The sequence below is a fragment of the Agromyces sp. Root81 genome (assembly GCF_001429165.1).
GTDB lineage: Bacteria > Actinomycetota > Actinomycetes > Actinomycetales > Microbacteriaceae > Agromyces.
Window position 1 is genome coordinate 363,041 of the sequence record NZ_LMIR01000001.1, and the last position, 16,219, is coordinate 379,259.

The window sequence follows — 16,219 nt, forward strand, 5'->3', positions numbered from 1 at the left end:
CCACACTCACCGCAACCTGGAGAACACACGATGAACGGACACACCGACGGCGAAGTCCGCCTCGAGCGCCACGGCCACGTCGCGCACCTCGTCCTCGACCGCCCCGCCAAGCTCAACGCCATGACGGTCGCGATGGACCACCGGATGAACGATCTCGTCTTCGAGATCAACAACGACCCCGAGATCCGTGCCGTGCTGCTGTACGGCGCGGGAGATCGTGCATTCAGCGCCGGCAGCGACATCACCGACCTCGATGAGTACGGCGACAACTGGAGCTACCGCAACCGCTTCGACAACCGCACCGACTACGCCCGGGCCGTGTGGTTGATCCGCAAGCCGGCCGTCGCGGCAGTCCATGGATACTGCATCGGCGGGGGCCTCGAGATGGCGAGTGCATGCGACATTCGCATCGCGAGTCCCGACGCCTCTTTCGGCGCGGGTGAGATCCGCTGGGGCTGGCACGGGGGTTCGGGTCAGACGCAGTTCCTGACCCGCCTCATCGGCCCGGGCCACGCCTCGCGAATCCTCCTCACCGGCGACCGGATCGACGGCGACGAGGCGCACCGCATCGGTCTCGTGCAGCAACTCGTGCCGCGCGAGCAGCTCCTCGAGTCGGCATCGAACGTCGCTGAGCGGATCGCGACCCTCGCCCCGATCGCCACGCAGCGGACGAAGTACATGGTGAGGGTCGCCCAGAATGTGGGGATCGACGCGGCGCTGCACATCGAGAACGACTCGTTCTCGTACCTGATGACGACCGAGGACGCCGTCGAAGGGCAGGCGGCGTTCGCCGAGAAGCGGCAACCAACGTTCAAGGGGCGATGATGACGGTCGACCACAAGGCGCATCCTGTCGAGCTCGCGCCGGGCGTCCATCGCATCGACACCCCACTCGGCGACCGGTACGCGAGTCTTTACATCCTCGCCGGAGATGACACGGCGCTCCTCTACGACACCGGCGTCGATGGCACGATCCCCGACCATGTCCTGCCAGCGCTCGACCTTCTGGGGATCGATGCGACGAGCGTGACGACCGTCGTCGTGTCGCACTGCGACGTCGACCACTTCGGTGGTGTCGCCGACGCGCGGGCAGCATTCGCGAATGCCCGGATCGTGGCCGGGCCCGCCGACCGCGCTGCCATCGAGGACTTCGACGACTACCTCGCGCATCGCGCACGCGGCCTCGTCGACGACTTCGGGTGGGATGAAGATCCTGCGGTGCTCGAGTGGTGCCGTTCGGTGACCCGGGAGTCTCGCCTCGACGGCACCGCGGACGACGGCGCCGAGGTCGACCTCGGCGGAGGGCGGATCGCGGTGATCCGCGCAGTGCCCGGCCACACGCGCGGGCACGTCGCAGTGGATGCCCCTTGGGCAGATGCACTGCTCGTGGCCGATGCCGTCCTGGGATCGTCGGTGCGTCTCGCCGACGGCTCCCCGGCATTCCCGCCGACCTATCGCTACGTCGACGACTACCTCGACACGATTGCCGCGCTCGAGCTGACCGATCGTGAACTGCTGCTCACCGCACACTATCCGACGATGCGCGGCGACCGCGCGCGGGAGTTCCTGGCCGAGAGCCGAGCCTTCGTCGGGCGTCTCGAGTCGCTCGTGGCTGTCGCGATCTCCCGACCCGGTGGTCGCACACTCGCCGAGCTCGTCGCCGAGCTCAACCCGATCGCCGGTGACTGGCCCGAGCATGGCACCCAGGGGGCCCTGGCGTTCCCCGTCGCCGGGCACCTCGAGCGGCTAGTGAAGTCCGGCCGCGCGCACCGGGCCGGTGCGCTCGGCTCTGCGGCTGTTTGGGCAGCGCGATGACCGGCGTCGCCTGGGGCGCTGACGAGTACGCCGCCGAATCGCACGCCGAGGACGCGCTCCGCAACACCCGGCGGGCAGGGCCCCGCGCCGATCAGGCCGATACTCCGGAGCTCGCGCGTCGAGTTGCGGATGCCCTCCTGAACCTTCAGTTCAAGACCTGGGATTTCGGCGACTCGGTCGCGTTCGAGGCGCTGATGGCGGCATCCGAAGACCTCGGCGACGACCGCTGGGAACGGTTCGCGCACGGGTGGGCTCGCGCTTGGGCCACCCGGGCGAAGCCGTTCGCGAGGCTCGACTGCACGGTACCCGGTCGCGCGCTGGTCCGGCTCGCAGAACGTCATGCCGATGCGCAGCTCCTTGATACGCTGCGAGAGCTCGCCGAGTACCTGCGTACGCGGCGTACGCTCGCTGGTGTGTATGTGACGTGGGACACGTCACCCTTGCTCGAGCCGTACGGAGACCCTCCGACGACTGCCCGTGATCGCGCGCTCCTCGACGACCCGCCTGCGGGCGTCTTCGTCGACTGCCTGCACTTCGATCCGCCGTTCTTCGCCGCGCTGGGCCGCGTCACCGGCGACGCGACGCTCCTGTGGGACGGCGTCGCCCAGGCCGAGGGATATGTCCGGCTGCTGCAGCGCGATGACGGATTGTTCGACCATTTCGCCCTGCAGGGTGAACCCGGGTCGTTCGGGCCGGGCTGGGGCCGCGGCCAGGGATGGGCGGCACTCGGGCTGCTCGAGGTGGTGGCCGAGCTCCGTGCGCATCGCATTGTTGCGCCGGGCACCCTGAGCGACCTCGACGCGGGGGAGCAGCGCCTCGTGGCATCCGCGGCCCGGTTGCTCCATCGGATGGCCGCACTGCAGCGCAACGACGGACACTGGGATGTGCTCGTCGACCGGCCCGGCACCGGCGATGAGGCGTCGACTGCCGCGTTCATGGCATACGCGATGAGCGAGGCCGTCGCCCTCGGCATCGGCGACGCCGAGGTCCTCCGACCGGCGTCCCGGCGCGCCCGCGATGCGGTGCTGTGCTCGCTCGATGCCGATGCGCAGCTGCGAGACGTCTCGGCCGCGGTCTATGCGAGCACGGTCGCTGACCACTACCTCGCAGTGCCCCGTGGCTACGTCGTGCCGTGGGGACAAGGCCCTGCACTGCTCGCGCTCGTGTCCCGGGAGTACGCCCGATGAGCCGCGTGGTGCTCGTCACGGGAGCGGGCCACGGCATAGGGGCTGCCATCGCACGGGCGTTCGGTGAGCGAGGCGACGACGTGGTGGTCACCGACCTCGACGGCGAAGCCGCGAACGCCGTCACTGGCCAGCTCCGCGATGCGGGACACAGCGCGACCGCGCACGTCCTCGATGTCGCAGCGGATGATTCGTGGGCGGCCCTCTCCGCCGAATTGCGAGGCGCCGGCCGCGCTCCAGCCGTGATCGTGAACAACGCTTTCATGAACGTGGTCGCGCCCGCGCACGAACTCGATCCGGCCGCCTGGCATGCGATCCTCGACGTCACCCTCGGTGGCGTGTATCGATCGGTGCGGACGTTCCATGACTCGCTCACAGCCGCCCGTGGGGCAGTCGTGAACGTCGCCAGCATGCATGCGTTGTTCGCATGGCCAGGACACCCGGCGTATGCGGCCGCGAAAGGCGGGGTCGTTGCGCTGACCCGGCAACTCTCGCTCGAGTACGCGCCGCACGTTCGCGTGAACGCGGTGCTGCCCGGATCGATCATGACGAGGGTCTGGGATTCAGTCGATGATGCCGACCGTGCCGCCGCCATGCGCCAAGCAACGCTCGGCCGATTCGGCCGTCCCGAAGAGGTGGCGTCCGTGGTGGTATTTCTCGCAGGAGACGATGCCTCGTTTGTCACAGGCATCGTCATGCCGGTCGATGGCGGTCTGAGTACGACGGTGGCCACGTGACCCGCCGCCTGTTCAGCGTCGGCGAGGCGCTCGCCGTCTTCCTCGCCGATGCGGTAGACCGGACGACCGGAGACGTCGGGGGAGCCGAGGCACACGCGGACCCGCCTGGTCGACTCGCAAAGGCGACGCGCTTCACGCGAATCGTCTCGGGCGCGGAGGTGAACGTGGCTGCAGGGTTCGTCGCCGCAGGGCACCGTGCGACGATCGTCACCCGTGTCGGCCACGACGCGCTCGGCCAAGCCGTCGCCGATCAGCTCGACGGACTCCGCCTCGACGCGAGCGTCGGCTTCGATACGCGCCCGACCGGAGTGCTCGTGCGCACGATCGGCGGTGTCGAGCGCGGCGAGGCCGTGCACCTGCGCAACGGCGCCGCCGCTGAGGCGATCAGCCCCGCCGACGTCGACAACGCGTGGACCCCCTACATCGACGTGGTGTTCGTCACCGGCATCACCGCGGTTCGATCGGCATCTGCCGCCGCGGCGGTGCAGCGCGCCGTGGAGCTCGGGCGACAGTCGGGAGCCTTGATCGCGGTCGATCCGAATTTGCGACCCGCGCTGGCCGATCGAGCCGCGTTCGCCGCGGCCCTCGCGCCACTGCGCGGCTGCGTCGACATCGCGATCGGCGACGTCGATGAGCTGGCCGTCCTCGCGGGTCTCACGCCAGCCTCAGACGTCGCGGTAGACACAGTCGTTGAGGCGCTCCGGGCTCAGGGATGCCGGGTCGTCGTCGTCAAACGAGGTCCCGACGGGGCGGTCGCGATCGATGACTCCGGCACCGCTACGGTCGGCGCCCTCGTCGCCGCCGCCGATGTCGTCGACACGGTCGGGGCTGGTGATGCCTTCGCGGCAGGGTTCCTGGCAGGCATGCTCGAGTCGGCGACGCTGGAGCAGGCGTTGAAGCGAGCGACGCACGCCGCCGCAGAGGTCGTGCTCACGCGCGGGGACATCCCGCGGCTGTCCGAGGATTCGCGATGACGGTCCGCGTGGCATCAAGTGACGTCCCCCGAGCGCTCGATGTCATCCGCGAGCAGGGCATCGTTGCGATTGTGCGTGCAGGCTCGCCCGAGACTGCAGCGACCTCCGTGGCGACCCTCATCGAAGCCGGGCTTCGCGCAATAGAGGTATCGCTCGTCACCCCCGACGCGCTCAATGTAGTGCGCGACGCCGCCGCAGAGGCGCCCTCGGGCGTCGCGATCGGTGTCGGCACAGTGCTCACATCGGCCGAGGTTGCCGCGGCGGCCGAGGCTGGGGCGCGTTTCATCGTGTCGCCCGTCTTCGACCCCGAGGTCGTGCGCGGCGCAGTGGAGGCGCGGCTCGACGTGCTCCCCGGAGTCGCGACGCCGACCGAAGCGGTCAGCGCCGTACGCGCTGGGGCGACGGCAGTGAAGCTGTTCCCGGCGTCGCTGTGGACCCCGATGGCGCTCGACGAGGTGCGGCGTGCATTGCCGTGGCTCGAAACTGTGCCGACCGGAGGGGTGTCTCCAACAACCGCTCCCGAATGGATTCGCGCCGGAGCCACTGCTGTCGGGATCGGTTCGGCATTGACGCGGGCGGACGACCCCGCGGTCGCCGCCCGAAGCCTGCTCGACGCCATTACGAGGGCCAGAAAGTGATCACGGTTCGCGGCGGCGACCTCACGGCCACGATCGACCCGGCGCGGGGCGCGAAGATCTGCTCGCTGCTCGGTGCCGACGGCACTGAATGGTTGTCGCAGGGGGATCCGGAACGCGCGGCCGGTCGAGGTCGGGTATTCGTCGACGCAGAGATGCGCGGGTGGGACGAATGCGCCCCATCCATCGTCGGATGCCGAATCGACGGGCGGAACGTACCCGACCACGGTGATCTCTGGGATCGCGAGTTTGAGGTCGCCGATGACACGGTTCGTGCCATCGGCGACTCGCTCGGGTACCGATTCGAGCGGCGCATCCGGCCGACGATCGCAGGACTCAGACTCGAGTACCGTGCGACAGCGCTGGAACGTCGAATGCCGTTCCTGTGGGCCGCGCACCCTCAGTTCGATGCGCCGGCTGGCACGCGGGTCGAGGTGCCGGCCTCCGTGGCCCGCGTCGTGGACGTGCTCGACCCGGCCACCCCGACCGTCGACTGGGATCCGCTGCTCGCGACCATCGATTCCGTCGCTGCCGGCGGATGTCGCAAGCTCTACGCGGATCCCGGGTTCCCCGTGAATGAGGCGCGGCTCGTCCGGCCGGACGGTGCTGAACTCGGTATGCGGTGGTCGGCGGCATGTCCGTATTTGGGCCTCTGGTTCGACGCCGGCGCCTACAGCCCCGTACCGGTGATCGCGATCGAGCCATCCACGGGCTACTTCGACTCACTCGAGACCGCGGTGCGCATGGACCGGGTTCCCGTGCTCGACAAAGGTGATTCGCTTGCCTGGTGGGTGGACCTGGAGCCGATCGGGTATGCGCTGCGCCACGCATAGCCCACGATCTTGTTGGTGGAGCGGATGACGAGGTCACTTCCTGATGAATCGCTGCAACGCCGCGACCACCTGAATTCAACTTGCGAATCGCATCTCACCCCATGAGAGAACCCAATGAGTGGCCGGACGACCCTGCAGCTACGGTGGCACGATGAGACTCCACACCGCCGCGGAGCTGGCCGATCGGTCGGGCGTTGTTCGGGCGCTCGGACGCGGCGAAGACCCCGACGCCGTCGATGCACACGGTTGGACGGCGCTCCACCGAGCGGCTGCCGCATCCGAGGCGAGCGCCGAAGCGGCCACCGTCGTGATCGAGGCGCTCGTCGACGCCGGCGCGACGGTGGACCTGCTCACCGCCGACGGTCGTACGGCCTTGTATCTCGCTGCCGAGTTCTCTCCTTCGATCGGCCCGCTCGAAGCCCTCATCGCCGCGGGTGCGAACCCGGATGTCAGCGACGAGTACGGCAATCACATCACCGAGAACGCGGATGCCGCCGTTGTGGTCGAGTACCTCGCCGAGCTCACGGGTCGCGCCGTTCCTGCCACGGTGCAGCCCGTTCGGTTCGAGCGGCGACTCACTCCTGCCGAGTGGAAGGCGGCCGAGCGTCAGATCGCCGCGATCTTCGAGCAGCTCGAGGATCGCGGATACGTGACGGCCGCCGACGCGGGGACGACGCAGTCCGACGGATTCGACGACTGCACGGCGATCGTGCACGCCCGGGGGCTCGGCGCGACGGAGATCGTCGGGTTCTGCTTCTATACGCGACAGGATTCCAGCAGAGCACGCGCGACCGGCCACCTCGACCTGGCGTTCTGGGGCGCGCCCGATGGAGGAGCGGCCGTCATGCTCGAAGCCGGGCACGGTGTCGTCGCCGCGTGCGCCGAGGCGGGGTTCGACGTCGAGTGGGACGGGTCTCTCTCGAGCCGTCCGAGCATCAACCTCCTGCCCGCGAGCTGACCGTGCCATCCGACCTGGTCGCCACGAGCCGCACGCAGCAGTAGCCGTCGCGAGGCTCGAGCACGGCCCTGCACCGGCTCTCCTCGAGTCCTTCGGACGCGCCACGCAGCAGGGCCGCGTTCGCCGCGCAGATCGTCGACGTGTGGTTCTGCGCCACCCGATGGAACGGGCAGTTCGTGAGCAGCATTCCGTCGGCGCCGTCGTCGACGGGGGCGTAGCCGAGTCGCTCCAGCACTTCGGTCATCGAGTCGGACGTCCTGCCGAGCGCACGACCGAGCCTCGCCGACACGCGCTCGAGCGTCGGACGGACGGCGTCACCGGTGCGGTCGGACTCTTCGACCGCACGGCTCAGCAGCTCCGCCGCGAGGTCGTAGTGACGCTCGGGCACCGACACCGAGATCTCGCCGGGGACCGCACGGTAGAGCTTCGCGGGGCGACCGGCGCCGGGCCCCGACCTCCCCGTACGCCGTTGGAACTCCGTGGAGAGCAGGCCCGCCTCCACCAGCCGGTCGAGATGGAAGGCCGCGGTTCCGCGGGCCATGCCGAGTGCGCCGGCGGCCTGATCGCGCCCGACGGGCTCAGGATGCCGCGCCACGAACTCGAACAGGGCCCGTCGCTGCGGGTCCGCGATCGAGGCGACGGCCGCGAGGTCGTCCTGGCGTGCGGAGTCGTCCATGCGTGCCAGCTTAACTCTAAAACGGCACTTCTTGACGAAAGAGATCCATCTAAAACAAGAATCGTTGACTTAAGAAATTCGCGCTCGTACAGTCGAGAGCATGAGGTGCGACCGCGTCGCATCGGAGGCGGGTGGTCGTGAGCAGCGCATCGAACTTCGTGATCGTCGGAGCGGGTCTCGCCGGAGCCACCGCAGCAAGGACGCTCCGCGAGGAGGGCTTCGACGGCGGCATCCACCTGATCGGAGCCGAGCTGCACCTCCCGTACATCCGGCCGCCCCTGTCGAAGGGGTTCCTGGCCGGAACCGATGACCGCGACTCGGTCTTCGTCGAGTCATCCGCTTGGTATCGCAAGCACGACATCGACCTCCGCCTCGGCACAGCAGCCACCGCGCTCGACCCGAGCGCCCAGCGCGTCGAACTCGATTCAGGCGACTCGATCGCGTACGACGCCGTGCTGCTCGCGACCGGATCGACCGCGCGACGGCTCGCGATTCCCGGCGCCGAGCTGCACGGCGTGCGCACGCTCCGCACACTCGACGACTCCGAGGCGCTGCACGCCGAGCTCGCCCCTGGCGGCAGACGCCTCGTGCTGATCGGCTCGGGCTGGATCGGCATGGAGGTCGCCGCCACGGCACGCACGCTCGGCAACGACGTGACTGTGCTCGAGCGCGACCCCATTCCCCTCGCGAACGCACTCGGCGACGAGCTCGGCAGCATGTTCGCCGAGCTGCACGTCGAGCACGGCGTCGACCTGCGTCCGTCGGTCGTCGTCTCCGAGATCGTGGGGGAGCGCGGCCGTGTCACCGGGGTGCGGCTCGACACCGGTGAGCAGTTCGACGCCGACCTCGTGCTGGTGGGCGTCGGCGCCAGCCCGAACCTCGACCTCGCACGGGGCGCTGGAGCCGCGATCGACTCCGGGGTGCTGACGGATGCCGCGCTTCGCACCGACCTGCCGAACGTCTACGCCGCGGGCGACATCGCCGAGGCCTACCATCCGCTCGCCGACATGAGGTTGCGCAGTGAGCACTGGGCCAACGCGCTGCACGGCGGCGCGGCGGCCGCCCGTTCGATGCTCGGAGAACTCGAGTCCTACGACGACATCCCGTACTTCTACACCGACCAGTACGACCTCGGCATGGAGTACTCGGGCTTCGGCCCGCTGACCCGTGGCGCCGAGATCGTCTACCGCGGCGACCGGGCCCGCCGTGAGTTCATCTCGTTCTGGGTCGTCGACGGCCGAGTCGTCGCCGGAATGAACGTGAACGTCTGGGACGTGAACGAAGCAGTGCAGGGCATCATCAGCCGGGGCGACCGGGTCGACCCGCTGCGTCTCGCCGACGAGGGCGTTCCGCTGGAGGAATTGTGAGCGCCCGCGCCGGCTCGCAACCACCGCCGCCGACGCCGACCGCGGCGCTTGCGAACGCCGGCGTCAGCATCTGGCTCGACGACCTGTCGCGGCAGCGCATCCTCAGCGGCGACCTGCAGCGCCTCATCGCGCAGCGCGACGTCGTCGGCGTCACCACCAATCCGACGATCTTCGCCGCGGCCGTGGGCGGGAGCGATTCCTACGACGAGCAGATCGCCGCCCTCGCCGACGGGAACATGTCGGCGGAGGACGTCGTCTTCGCGCTCACGACGGACGACGTGGCCCGCGCGGCCGACATCCTGCGGCCGGTCTTCGATGCCACCGGAGGCGTCGACGGCTGGGTCTCGATCGAGGTCGGGGCCGACGCGGCGCACGACGCGCTGGCGACGCTCGTCGAGGCAGGGTCGCTCTCCGAGCACATCGATCGCCCGAACGTGTTCGTGAAGATCCCCGCGACCGCCGAGGGGGTGCCGGCCATCACAGCGGCGATCGCGCTCGGAATCAGCGTCAACGTCACCCTGATCTTCGGTCTCGACCGGTATCGCGCCGTGATCGACGCGTATCTCACGGGACTGGAACGAGCCCACGAGGCGGGCATCGACCTCCGAGGCATCCGCTCGGTCGCGTCGTTCTTCGTGTCGCGCGTCGACACCGAGGTCGACCGCCGGCTCGACGAGATCGGGTCGAGCGAGGCTCACGCGCTCAGGAGTCGCGCCGGCATCGCCAACGCCCGGCTCGCCTACGAGACCTTCACCCGGGAGTTCGCCGGCAATCGGGCGCGGCGCCTCGTGGCGCTCGGCGCGAACGTGCAGCGGCCGCTCTGGGCATCCACCGGGGTGAAGGATCCGTCACTGCCCGACACCATGTACGTCGAGGAGCTCGTGGCGCGCGACGTCGTCAACACGATGCCCGAGAAGACCCTCGAGGCCGTCTTCGACCACGGAAGGATCCGCGGCGACACGGTCACGGGCACCGCCGACGAGTCCCGCACGGTGCTCGCCGCCCTCGCCGACCTCGGCATCTCCTACGACGACGTCACCGCGACCCTCGAACGCGAGGGCGTCGCCAAGTTCCGGGAATCCGGAGTCCGACTCGTCGCGACCGTCGCGGCGGCGCTCGAGACCGCACGAACCGAAAGGCGATGACGGATGCTGCACCAGTCCGAGTCCACTCGTGAGGCCGCGCACGCGCACACGATCGCGGAGCGCGTCGCGTTCGAGGTGGAGACCGAGATCCCGACCGCCCACGGACGCTTCCGATTCCGCGCCTATCGCGACCTCGTCACGGGCGATGAGCACCTCGCGATCGTCTCGATGGCTCCCGTGACGCAGGGCGCGCTCGTGCGCGTGCACTCCGAATGCCTGACGGGCGAGGTGTTCTCGTCGGAGAAGTGCGAATGCGGGCCGCAGCTCGACCTCGCCCTCGAACGCATCGCGGCCGGGGGAGTCGTCATCTACCTCCGTGGCCACGAGGGCCGGGGCATCGGCCTGATCGCGAAGCTCAAGGCCTATCGTCTGCAGCAGTCGGGGCTCGACACGCTCGACGCGAACACGGCGCTCGGGCTGCCGGCCGACGACCGCGAGTACGCGTCCGCCGCTGCGATCCTCGCCGATCTCGGGCTGACCTCGGTGCGGCTCCTCACGAACAACCCCGACAAGATCGCACAACTGACCGAGCACGGCATCGACGTCGTCGAACGCGTGCCACTCGTGACCGGTGCCGGACCGTCGAACCTCGCCTACCTTCGTGCGAAGCGCGACCGCATGGGGCACCTGATCCCCGCTGACACCTGATCGACGCGGTTGCAGAGCGGATGCAGCGCAGCGGCGCGCCGTGCCGGCGGGCGCTCCGAAGGTAGGCTGGGCGGGTGACCGACACCCTCGCCGACATGCTGACGACGATCGAACGTCTCTGGCCGATCGCGGGCGCCGAGTCGTGGGACGCCTCCGGCCTCGTGACCGGTGACCCCGCTGCCGAAGTGCGCCGAGTGCTGTTCACCGTCGATGCCGTCTCCGAGACGATCGACGAGGCGATCTCGGAGCGTGCCGACCTCGTCATCGCCCACCACCCCCTACTGCTGCGCGGGGTCACCTCGGTCGCCGAAGACCGGTACAAGGGCTCGATCCTCGCACGACTCATCCGCGCCGACTGCGCCCTCGTCGCGGCGCACACCAACGCGGATGTCGTCGCGGACGGCACCTCGGCGGTGCTCGCCGATCGCCTGGGCCTCGTCGACACGAAGCCCATCCAGCCGTCGATCGATGCCGCGCTCGGCCTCGGTCGCGTCGGGCGCCTGCCCGAGCCCACGACGGTCGGGCGCCTCGCCAGGACGCTCGCCGAGCTCCTTCCGCCGACGGCGACGGGCGTGCGCGTCTCCGGCGGATTCGATGACCCCGTCGAGACGGTCGCGGTCTGCGGTGGCGCGGGCGACTCGCTGCTCGGCGACCCAGCCGTTCGCGCCGCCGACGCGTACATCACCGCGGACCTGCGCCACCACCCGGCATCCGAAGCCCGCGAGCAGGCGAAGCTCACCGGTGGCCCGGTGCTCGTCGATGTCTCGCACTGGGCGAGCGAGTGGCTCTGGCTCGATGTCGCCGCCGCGCAGTTGCGCGCCGCGCACCCCGAGCTCACCGTCATCGTCTCCGAACTCCGCACCGACCCCTGGGACTTCCAGATCGTGCAGTGAGCAGCACACCAGACCACCGTCCTCACCGACGACCCGATCCCATGAGGAGCACCACGTGAAGGCCAGCCCCGCCGAACAAGAACATCTGCTGCGGCTCCAGTCGCTCGACACCCGCCTCGCGCAGCTCGCGCACCGCCTCGGTTCGCTGCCCCAGGCCGGGCCGCTCGCAGAGCTCGCCGCGCACGACCAGGCCGTGCGCGGCACCCGTGCCGAGGCCCTCGGCACGCTCGAAGACGCACGCATCGAGCTGAAGCGTCTCGAGTCCGACGTCGCCGTGGTCGAGGCGCGCATCGCACGCGACAGCGAGCGGTTGCAGCACACGTCCTCGGTGAAGGACGTCTCGGCACTCGAGGCCGAACTCGTCTCGCTGCGTCGTCGCCTGAGCGACCTCGAGGAGCAGGAACTCGTCGTCATGGAACGCGTCGATGAGGCGGAGGTGGCCCTGTCGAGCATCGACCTCCAGCGTGCCGCGATCGTCACCGACGTCGCCGCACTCGAGGCCGAGCGCGATGCGGCCGCAGGCGGCCTCGGCGTGGAACGAGAGCAGACAGAGCGCGATCGCGCCGTCGTCGCCGAGGGCGTCGCGGAGCCGCTGCTCGCCTTCTACGAGCAGCGACGGGTACGCGGCGGGGGAGTCGGCGCCGCGCTGCTGCGCGCCCGCACCTGCGGCGGCTGCGGCATCACGCTGACCGGCTCGGACCTCGAGTCCGTGCGACGTTCGGCCCCCGACGAGGTCGTGCTGTGCCCCGAGTGCGACCGCATCCTGGTGCGCACCGACGAGTCCGGCCTCTGACCGCACCGACATCAAGTCTGTCGGCGGCGGCACCCGGATGCCGCGGCGATCCGGGTGCCGCCCGCCAACGCTAGACTCGGAGTGCGAGTGGGTCGGCAAGACGGTCGCGTCGCACGGTTCCGATCGTGCGCCGAGGAACGTCCGGGCTCCACAGGGCAGGACGGTGGGTAACTCCCACCCGGGGCAACCCGCGAGACAGTGCCACAGAAAGCAGACCGCCCGGTGCGCAAGCGCCGGGTAAGGGTGAAACGGTGGGGTAAGAGCCCACCAGCGGCCGCGGTGACGCGGCCGGCTCGGTAAACCTCGTCCGGAGCAAGGTCAGACAGGGAACGATGGGGCTGCCCGTCCCGTTCCCGGGTAGACCGCTGGAGGGCTGCGGCAACGTAGTCCCGAGAGAGATGGCCGTCCAGCCGGTGTCGCGAAAGCGCCCGGTGAACAGAACCCGGCGTATCAGCCGGCCCATTCGCACCACGAGGCGTGGCGCCGCTCAGGCGATCGCGCAGCGATCGCAGCGGCGACACGCCACGTGGTGCGGCGAGCAACGCCTCGAGCGAAGAGACGGCGGAGCAGTCGAAACTCGGTGCGCACCGAGGACGGCGTCAGTCGCCACCTGCTCAGGCGGTCGCGCATCGATCGCAGCGCCGACACGCCACATGATGCGGCGAGCAACGCCTCGAGCGACAACACGTCAGAGCGGTCGTAACTCGGTGCGCTCCGAGAACGGCGTCGGTCGGCTGTTCAGTCGCGCCTGGTGCGGCCGAGCTCAGTGCACCGCGAGCGACGCCGCCCCGAGGATCCCCGCGTTGTTACGGTGCACCGCCGGAACGATCGGCGTCTTCAGGTCGAGCATCGGCAGGAACTGCGCGTGGTGCTTCGAGACGCCGCCGCCGACCACGAAGAGGTCGGGGGAGAAGATGAACTCGACGTGCGAGTAGAACCGCTGCAGCCTCGCCGCCCATTCCGGCCAGTCGAGCGAGTCCCGTTCCATCGCCGAGTACGCGGCGCTCTTCTCGGCTTCGCGCCCGTCGAGCTCGATGTGTCCGAGCTCCGTGTTCGGCATGAGCACGCCCTCGTAGAGGAATGCCGAGCCGATGCCGGTGCCGAGCGTCGTCAGGATGACGAGGCCTTCGGCGCCGACCGCTGCGCCGTAGCGCGCTTCGGCGTAGCCGGCGGCATCCGCATCGTTGATGAAGTGGATCTCGCGACCGAACGCGTCCTCGAAGAGCTGCTCTGCGGGCAGGCCGATCCATTCCTTCGAGATGTTCGCCGCAGAGAGCGTGCGGCCGTGCTTGACGATCGCCGGGAAGCACAAGCCGATGGGCAGCTCGTCGCCGAACTCGTCGGAGAGGCCGGCGAGCAGTTCACCGGTCGCGGTCAGGATGTCGGCGGGGCGGCCGCCCTCGGGCGTCGCCACCTTGCGCCGATTGGAGACGAGCTGGCCGGTGCCGAGGTCGACGACCGCGCCCTTGATGCCCGTGCCGCCGATGTCGATCCCGATCGCGTGCTGTGTCGCCATAGCGGCCACACTATCGCGGCCCATTCGGGCGGCGTTCAGGGAAGGGTCAGGATCTCCGCGCCGCGTTCGGTGACGACGAGCGTGTGCTCGAACTGGGCCGTCAGGGAGCGATCGCGCGTCACGACGGTCCAGTCGTCTGCCCAGACGTCCCACTCGATCGTGCCGAGCGTGAGCATCGGTTCGATCGTGAAGACCATGCCGGGTTCCATGACCGTGTCGAACTCGGGAGCGTCGTAGTGGGGGATGATGAGCCCCGAGTGGAACGCGCGTCCGACCCCGTGACCCGTGTAGTCGCGCACGACCCCGTAGCCGAACCGCTTCGCGTACGCCTCGATCGCCCGGCCGATCACGTTGACCTCGCGACCCGGTGCGACGGCGCGGATGCCGCGGCGCAGCGCCTCCCTGGTGCGGTCGACGAGCTGGGTGGTCGCGTCGTCGGCCTCGCCGACCACGAACGTGTGGTTCAGGTCGCCGTGGAATCCGTCGAGGTAGGCCGTGACGTCGATGTTGACGAGGTCGCCGTCGGCGAGCACCGTGTCGTCGGGGATGCCGTGGCAGATGACCTCGTTGACCGAGGTGCACGACGACTTCGGGAAGCCCCGGTAGCCGAGCGTCGACGGGTAGGCGCCGTGCGAGACGACGAAGTCGTGCGCGATGCGGTCGAGCTCGTCGGTCGTGACTCCCGGCCGGATCGCTGCGGAGGCCGCCTCGATCGCCCCGGCCGCGACACGCCCGGCCGCACGGATGCGCTCGACCTCCTCGGGCGTGTAGCGGTCACCGCCGGAGTACGGAGCCGGCGCGCGCTTGCCGACGTACTCGGGTCGCGGGATGGTCGCGGGCACCGCGCGAAGCGGCGACAGACGGCCGGGGATCAGGTGGCCTGAGGCGTCCTTGGGCATAGGATCAGCCTATGGCCGAGGATGTCGAGCACATGTTCTGGTACAACCTGAACACCGGTGAGGTGGAGCAGGGATTCGTGTCGCCGTCGGTCGACCGGGTGGGTCCGTTCGAGACCCGCGCCGAGGCCGAGCGGGCACTCGAGATCCTGCGTGCGAACAGCGCGAAGTGGGCCGAGGAAGACGCCGCCGAAGACTGAGCGGCGTGCCCGGCGCTACTCGTAGGAGTGCTCGGAGTTCGGGTACACGCCCGCTTCGACGTCGGTGCGCCATTCCTTCGCGGCCGCGCTCAGGATGCCCGAGAGGTCGGCGTACTGCTTCACGAACTTCGGCACGCGACCGATCGTGAGGCCGGCCCAGTCGGTCCAGACGAGCAGCTGACCGTCGGTGTGCGGCCCGGCTCCCACGCTGATGGTCGGAATGTCGAGGAGTTCGGTGACCTGCCGTGCGGCATCTGCCGGCACCATTTCGAGCACGACGGCGAACGCGCCCGCGTCCTGCACGGCCTTCGCGTCCGCGAGGAGGCGCTTGACGCCTTCGCCGCGGCCCTGGATGACGTGGCCGCCCAGACCGTGCTCGCTCTGCGGCGTGTACCCGATGTGGGCCATCACGGGGATGCCGGCGCCGACGATGCGCCGGATCTGCTTGTGGCTGCGCTCACCGCCCTCGAGCTTGACGGCGTGAGCGCCGGTCTCCTTCATGAAGCGCACCGCCGTGTGCAGCGCGTCCTCGGGGCCGTTCTCGTAGGAGCCGAACGGCATGTCCGCGACGACGAAGGCGCGCTTGACCGCCCCGGCGACCGCTCGCGTGAGCGGGATGAGCTCGTCGACCGTGACGGGAAGGGTGGTCTCGTAGCCGAAGACGTTGTTGCCGGCGGAGTCGCCGACGAGCAGGAAGTCGATGCCCGCCTCGTCGAAGATTCGCGCGGTGAGCTGGTCGTAGCTCGTGAGGCCCGTGATCTTGATGCCGTCGCGCTTCGCGTTCTGGAAGTGCCGGGTGCGAACGCGCTTCGGCCCTCCGGTTGCGGCGGCACCGCCGTAGGGGTTCTGCTCGGTGCCGGCCGACGTGTCGGATGATGCGTTCTGGGGCTCGCCTGACATGGGGCAAGTCTGGCACACGCCGCATGCCCGTCCGGCCTCGCGGGCGTGCA

Annotated in this window: 17 protein-coding genes, 1 other RNA gene and 1 pseudogene; 15 read left to right on the forward strand and 4 right to left on the reverse strand. The window is 69.6% G+C overall.

Annotated elements, in window-relative coordinates; all coding sequences use genetic code 11:
- Positions 1 to 30 precede the first annotated feature (30 nt).
- From ASE14_RS01770 to ASE14_RS01805, 8 genes are all read left to right on the forward strand, one after another.
- Entirely contained in the window at positions 31 to 825 is a 795-nt protein-coding gene (locus tag ASE14_RS01770) for an enoyl-CoA hydratase/isomerase family protein (protein WP_056649889.1), read from the forward strand.
- Entirely contained in the window at positions 825 to 1,814 is a 990-nt protein-coding gene (locus ASE14_RS01775) for an MBL fold metallo-hydrolase (RefSeq protein ID WP_056649892.1), read from the forward strand. The genes ASE14_RS01770 and ASE14_RS01775 overlap by 1 nt, the downstream gene beginning before the upstream one ends.
- Entirely contained in the window at positions 1,811 to 3,001 is a 1,191-nt protein-coding gene (locus ASE14_RS01780; RefSeq protein ID WP_056649895.1) for a glycoside hydrolase family 88 protein, read from the forward strand. Before ASE14_RS01775 ends, ASE14_RS01780 begins: the two co-directional genes overlap by 4 nt.
- Positions 2,998 to 3,735: an SDR family NAD(P)-dependent oxidoreductase gene (locus ASE14_RS01785; RefSeq protein ID WP_056649899.1), complete on the forward strand. Its 738-nt coding sequence runs from the start codon at positions 2,998 to 3,000 to the stop codon at positions 3,733 to 3,735. The genes ASE14_RS01780 and ASE14_RS01785 overlap by 4 nt, the downstream gene beginning before the upstream one ends.
- Positions 3,732 to 4,709 carry a PfkB family carbohydrate kinase gene (locus ASE14_RS01790; protein WP_056649902.1) on the forward strand — a complete coding sequence of 326 codons (978 nt, stop codon included), beginning with the start codon at positions 3,732 to 3,734 and terminating at the stop codon, positions 4,707 to 4,709. The genes ASE14_RS01785 and ASE14_RS01790 overlap by 4 nt, the downstream gene beginning before the upstream one ends.
- Positions 4,706 to 5,347, forward strand: a complete 642-nt coding sequence (locus ASE14_RS01795) for a bifunctional 4-hydroxy-2-oxoglutarate aldolase/2-dehydro-3-deoxy-phosphogluconate aldolase (RefSeq protein ID WP_056649904.1) — start codon at positions 4,706 to 4,708, stop codon at positions 5,345 to 5,347. Before ASE14_RS01790 ends, ASE14_RS01795 begins: the two co-directional genes overlap by 4 nt.
- Positions 5,233 to 6,177 (forward strand): hypothetical protein, encoded by a 945-nt coding sequence (locus tag ASE14_RS01800; protein WP_157372718.1) that lies wholly within the window; start codon positions 5,233 to 5,235, stop codon positions 6,175 to 6,177. The genes ASE14_RS01795 and ASE14_RS01800 overlap by 115 nt, the downstream gene beginning before the upstream one ends.
- A 151-nt stretch (positions 6,178 to 6,328) precedes the next feature.
- Positions 6,329 to 7,135, forward strand: a complete 807-nt coding sequence (locus tag ASE14_RS01805) for an ankyrin repeat domain-containing protein (RefSeq protein WP_056649909.1) — start codon at positions 6,329 to 6,331, stop codon at positions 7,133 to 7,135.
- Here ASE14_RS01805 and ASE14_RS01810 read toward each other — a convergent pair.
- On the reverse strand, positions 7,113 to 7,811 hold the full coding sequence (locus tag ASE14_RS01810) for a metalloregulator ArsR/SmtB family transcription factor (RefSeq protein WP_056649913.1): 699 nt from the start codon (positions 7,809 to 7,811) through the stop codon (positions 7,113 to 7,115). The two genes, ASE14_RS01805 and ASE14_RS01810, sit on opposite strands and share 23 nt — an antisense overlap.
- A gap of 137 nt (positions 7,812 to 7,948) precedes the next feature.
- Here ASE14_RS01810 and ASE14_RS01815 point away from each other — a divergent pair, with 137 nt between their 5' ends.
- The 6 genes and pseudogenes from ASE14_RS01815 (at position 7,949) to rnpB (ending at position 13,123) form a co-directional block, all read left to right on the forward strand.
- The gene (locus tag ASE14_RS01815; RefSeq protein ID WP_056651628.1) at positions 7,949 to 9,178 is read left to right on the forward strand and encodes an NAD(P)/FAD-dependent oxidoreductase; all 1,230 of its coding nucleotides are present in this window, start codon (positions 7,949 to 7,951) and stop codon (positions 9,176 to 9,178) included.
- Positions 9,175 to 10,323 (forward strand): transaldolase, encoded by a 1,149-nt coding sequence (gene tal, locus ASE14_RS01820; protein WP_056649915.1) that lies wholly within the window; start codon positions 9,175 to 9,177, stop codon positions 10,321 to 10,323. The genes ASE14_RS01815 and tal overlap by 4 nt, the downstream gene beginning before the upstream one ends.
- A gap of 54 nt (positions 10,324 to 10,377) precedes the next feature.
- Positions 10,378 to 10,971: pseudogene (gene ribA / locus ASE14_RS01825) on the forward strand (GTP cyclohydrolase II); the annotation flags it as partial.
- 74 nt (positions 10,972 to 11,045) lie between these two features.
- A complete protein-coding gene (locus ASE14_RS01830; protein WP_056649920.1) occupies positions 11,046 to 11,864 on the forward strand; it encodes a Nif3-like dinuclear metal center hexameric protein in 819 nt (272 codons plus the stop codon).
- Between the two features lie 55 nt (positions 11,865 to 11,919).
- Positions 11,920 to 12,657, forward strand: coding sequence for a zinc ribbon domain-containing protein (locus tag ASE14_RS01835; protein WP_056649922.1), 738 nt, complete (start codon positions 11,920 to 11,922; stop codon positions 12,655 to 12,657).
- An 88-nt stretch (positions 12,658 to 12,745) separates the two neighbouring features.
- Positions 12,746 to 13,123, forward strand: an RNA gene (gene rnpB / locus ASE14_RS05020) — RNase P RNA component class A.
- A gap of 297 nt (positions 13,124 to 13,420) precedes the next feature.
- On the opposite strand, the gene ppgK is transcribed toward rnpB, so the two are convergent.
- Both ppgK and map read right to left on the reverse strand, forming a co-directional pair.
- A complete protein-coding gene (ppgK, locus tag ASE14_RS01840; protein ID WP_056649926.1) occupies positions 13,421 to 14,173 on the reverse strand; it encodes a polyphosphate--glucose phosphotransferase in 753 nt (250 codons plus the stop codon).
- A gap of 35 nt (positions 14,174 to 14,208) precedes the next feature.
- Positions 14,209 to 15,072, reverse strand: coding sequence for a type I methionyl aminopeptidase (gene map, locus ASE14_RS01845; protein WP_056649929.1), 864 nt, complete (start codon positions 15,070 to 15,072; stop codon positions 14,209 to 14,211).
- Between the two features lie 11 nt (positions 15,073 to 15,083).
- Here map and ASE14_RS01850 point away from each other — a divergent pair, with 11 nt between their 5' ends.
- Complete coding sequence (locus tag ASE14_RS01850) at positions 15,084 to 15,269, forward strand: SPOR domain-containing protein (RefSeq protein WP_056649932.1); 186 nt, start codon at positions 15,084 to 15,086, stop codon at positions 15,267 to 15,269.
- Positions 15,270 to 15,284: 15 nt separating this feature from the next.
- Here the strand turns inward: ASE14_RS01850 and panB are convergent, their stop codons facing one another.
- Positions 15,285 to 16,169 (reverse strand): 3-methyl-2-oxobutanoate hydroxymethyltransferase, encoded by an 885-nt coding sequence (panB, locus tag ASE14_RS01855; protein ID WP_056649935.1) that lies wholly within the window; start codon positions 16,167 to 16,169, stop codon positions 15,285 to 15,287.
- Between the last annotated feature and the right edge of the window lie 50 nt (positions 16,170 to 16,219).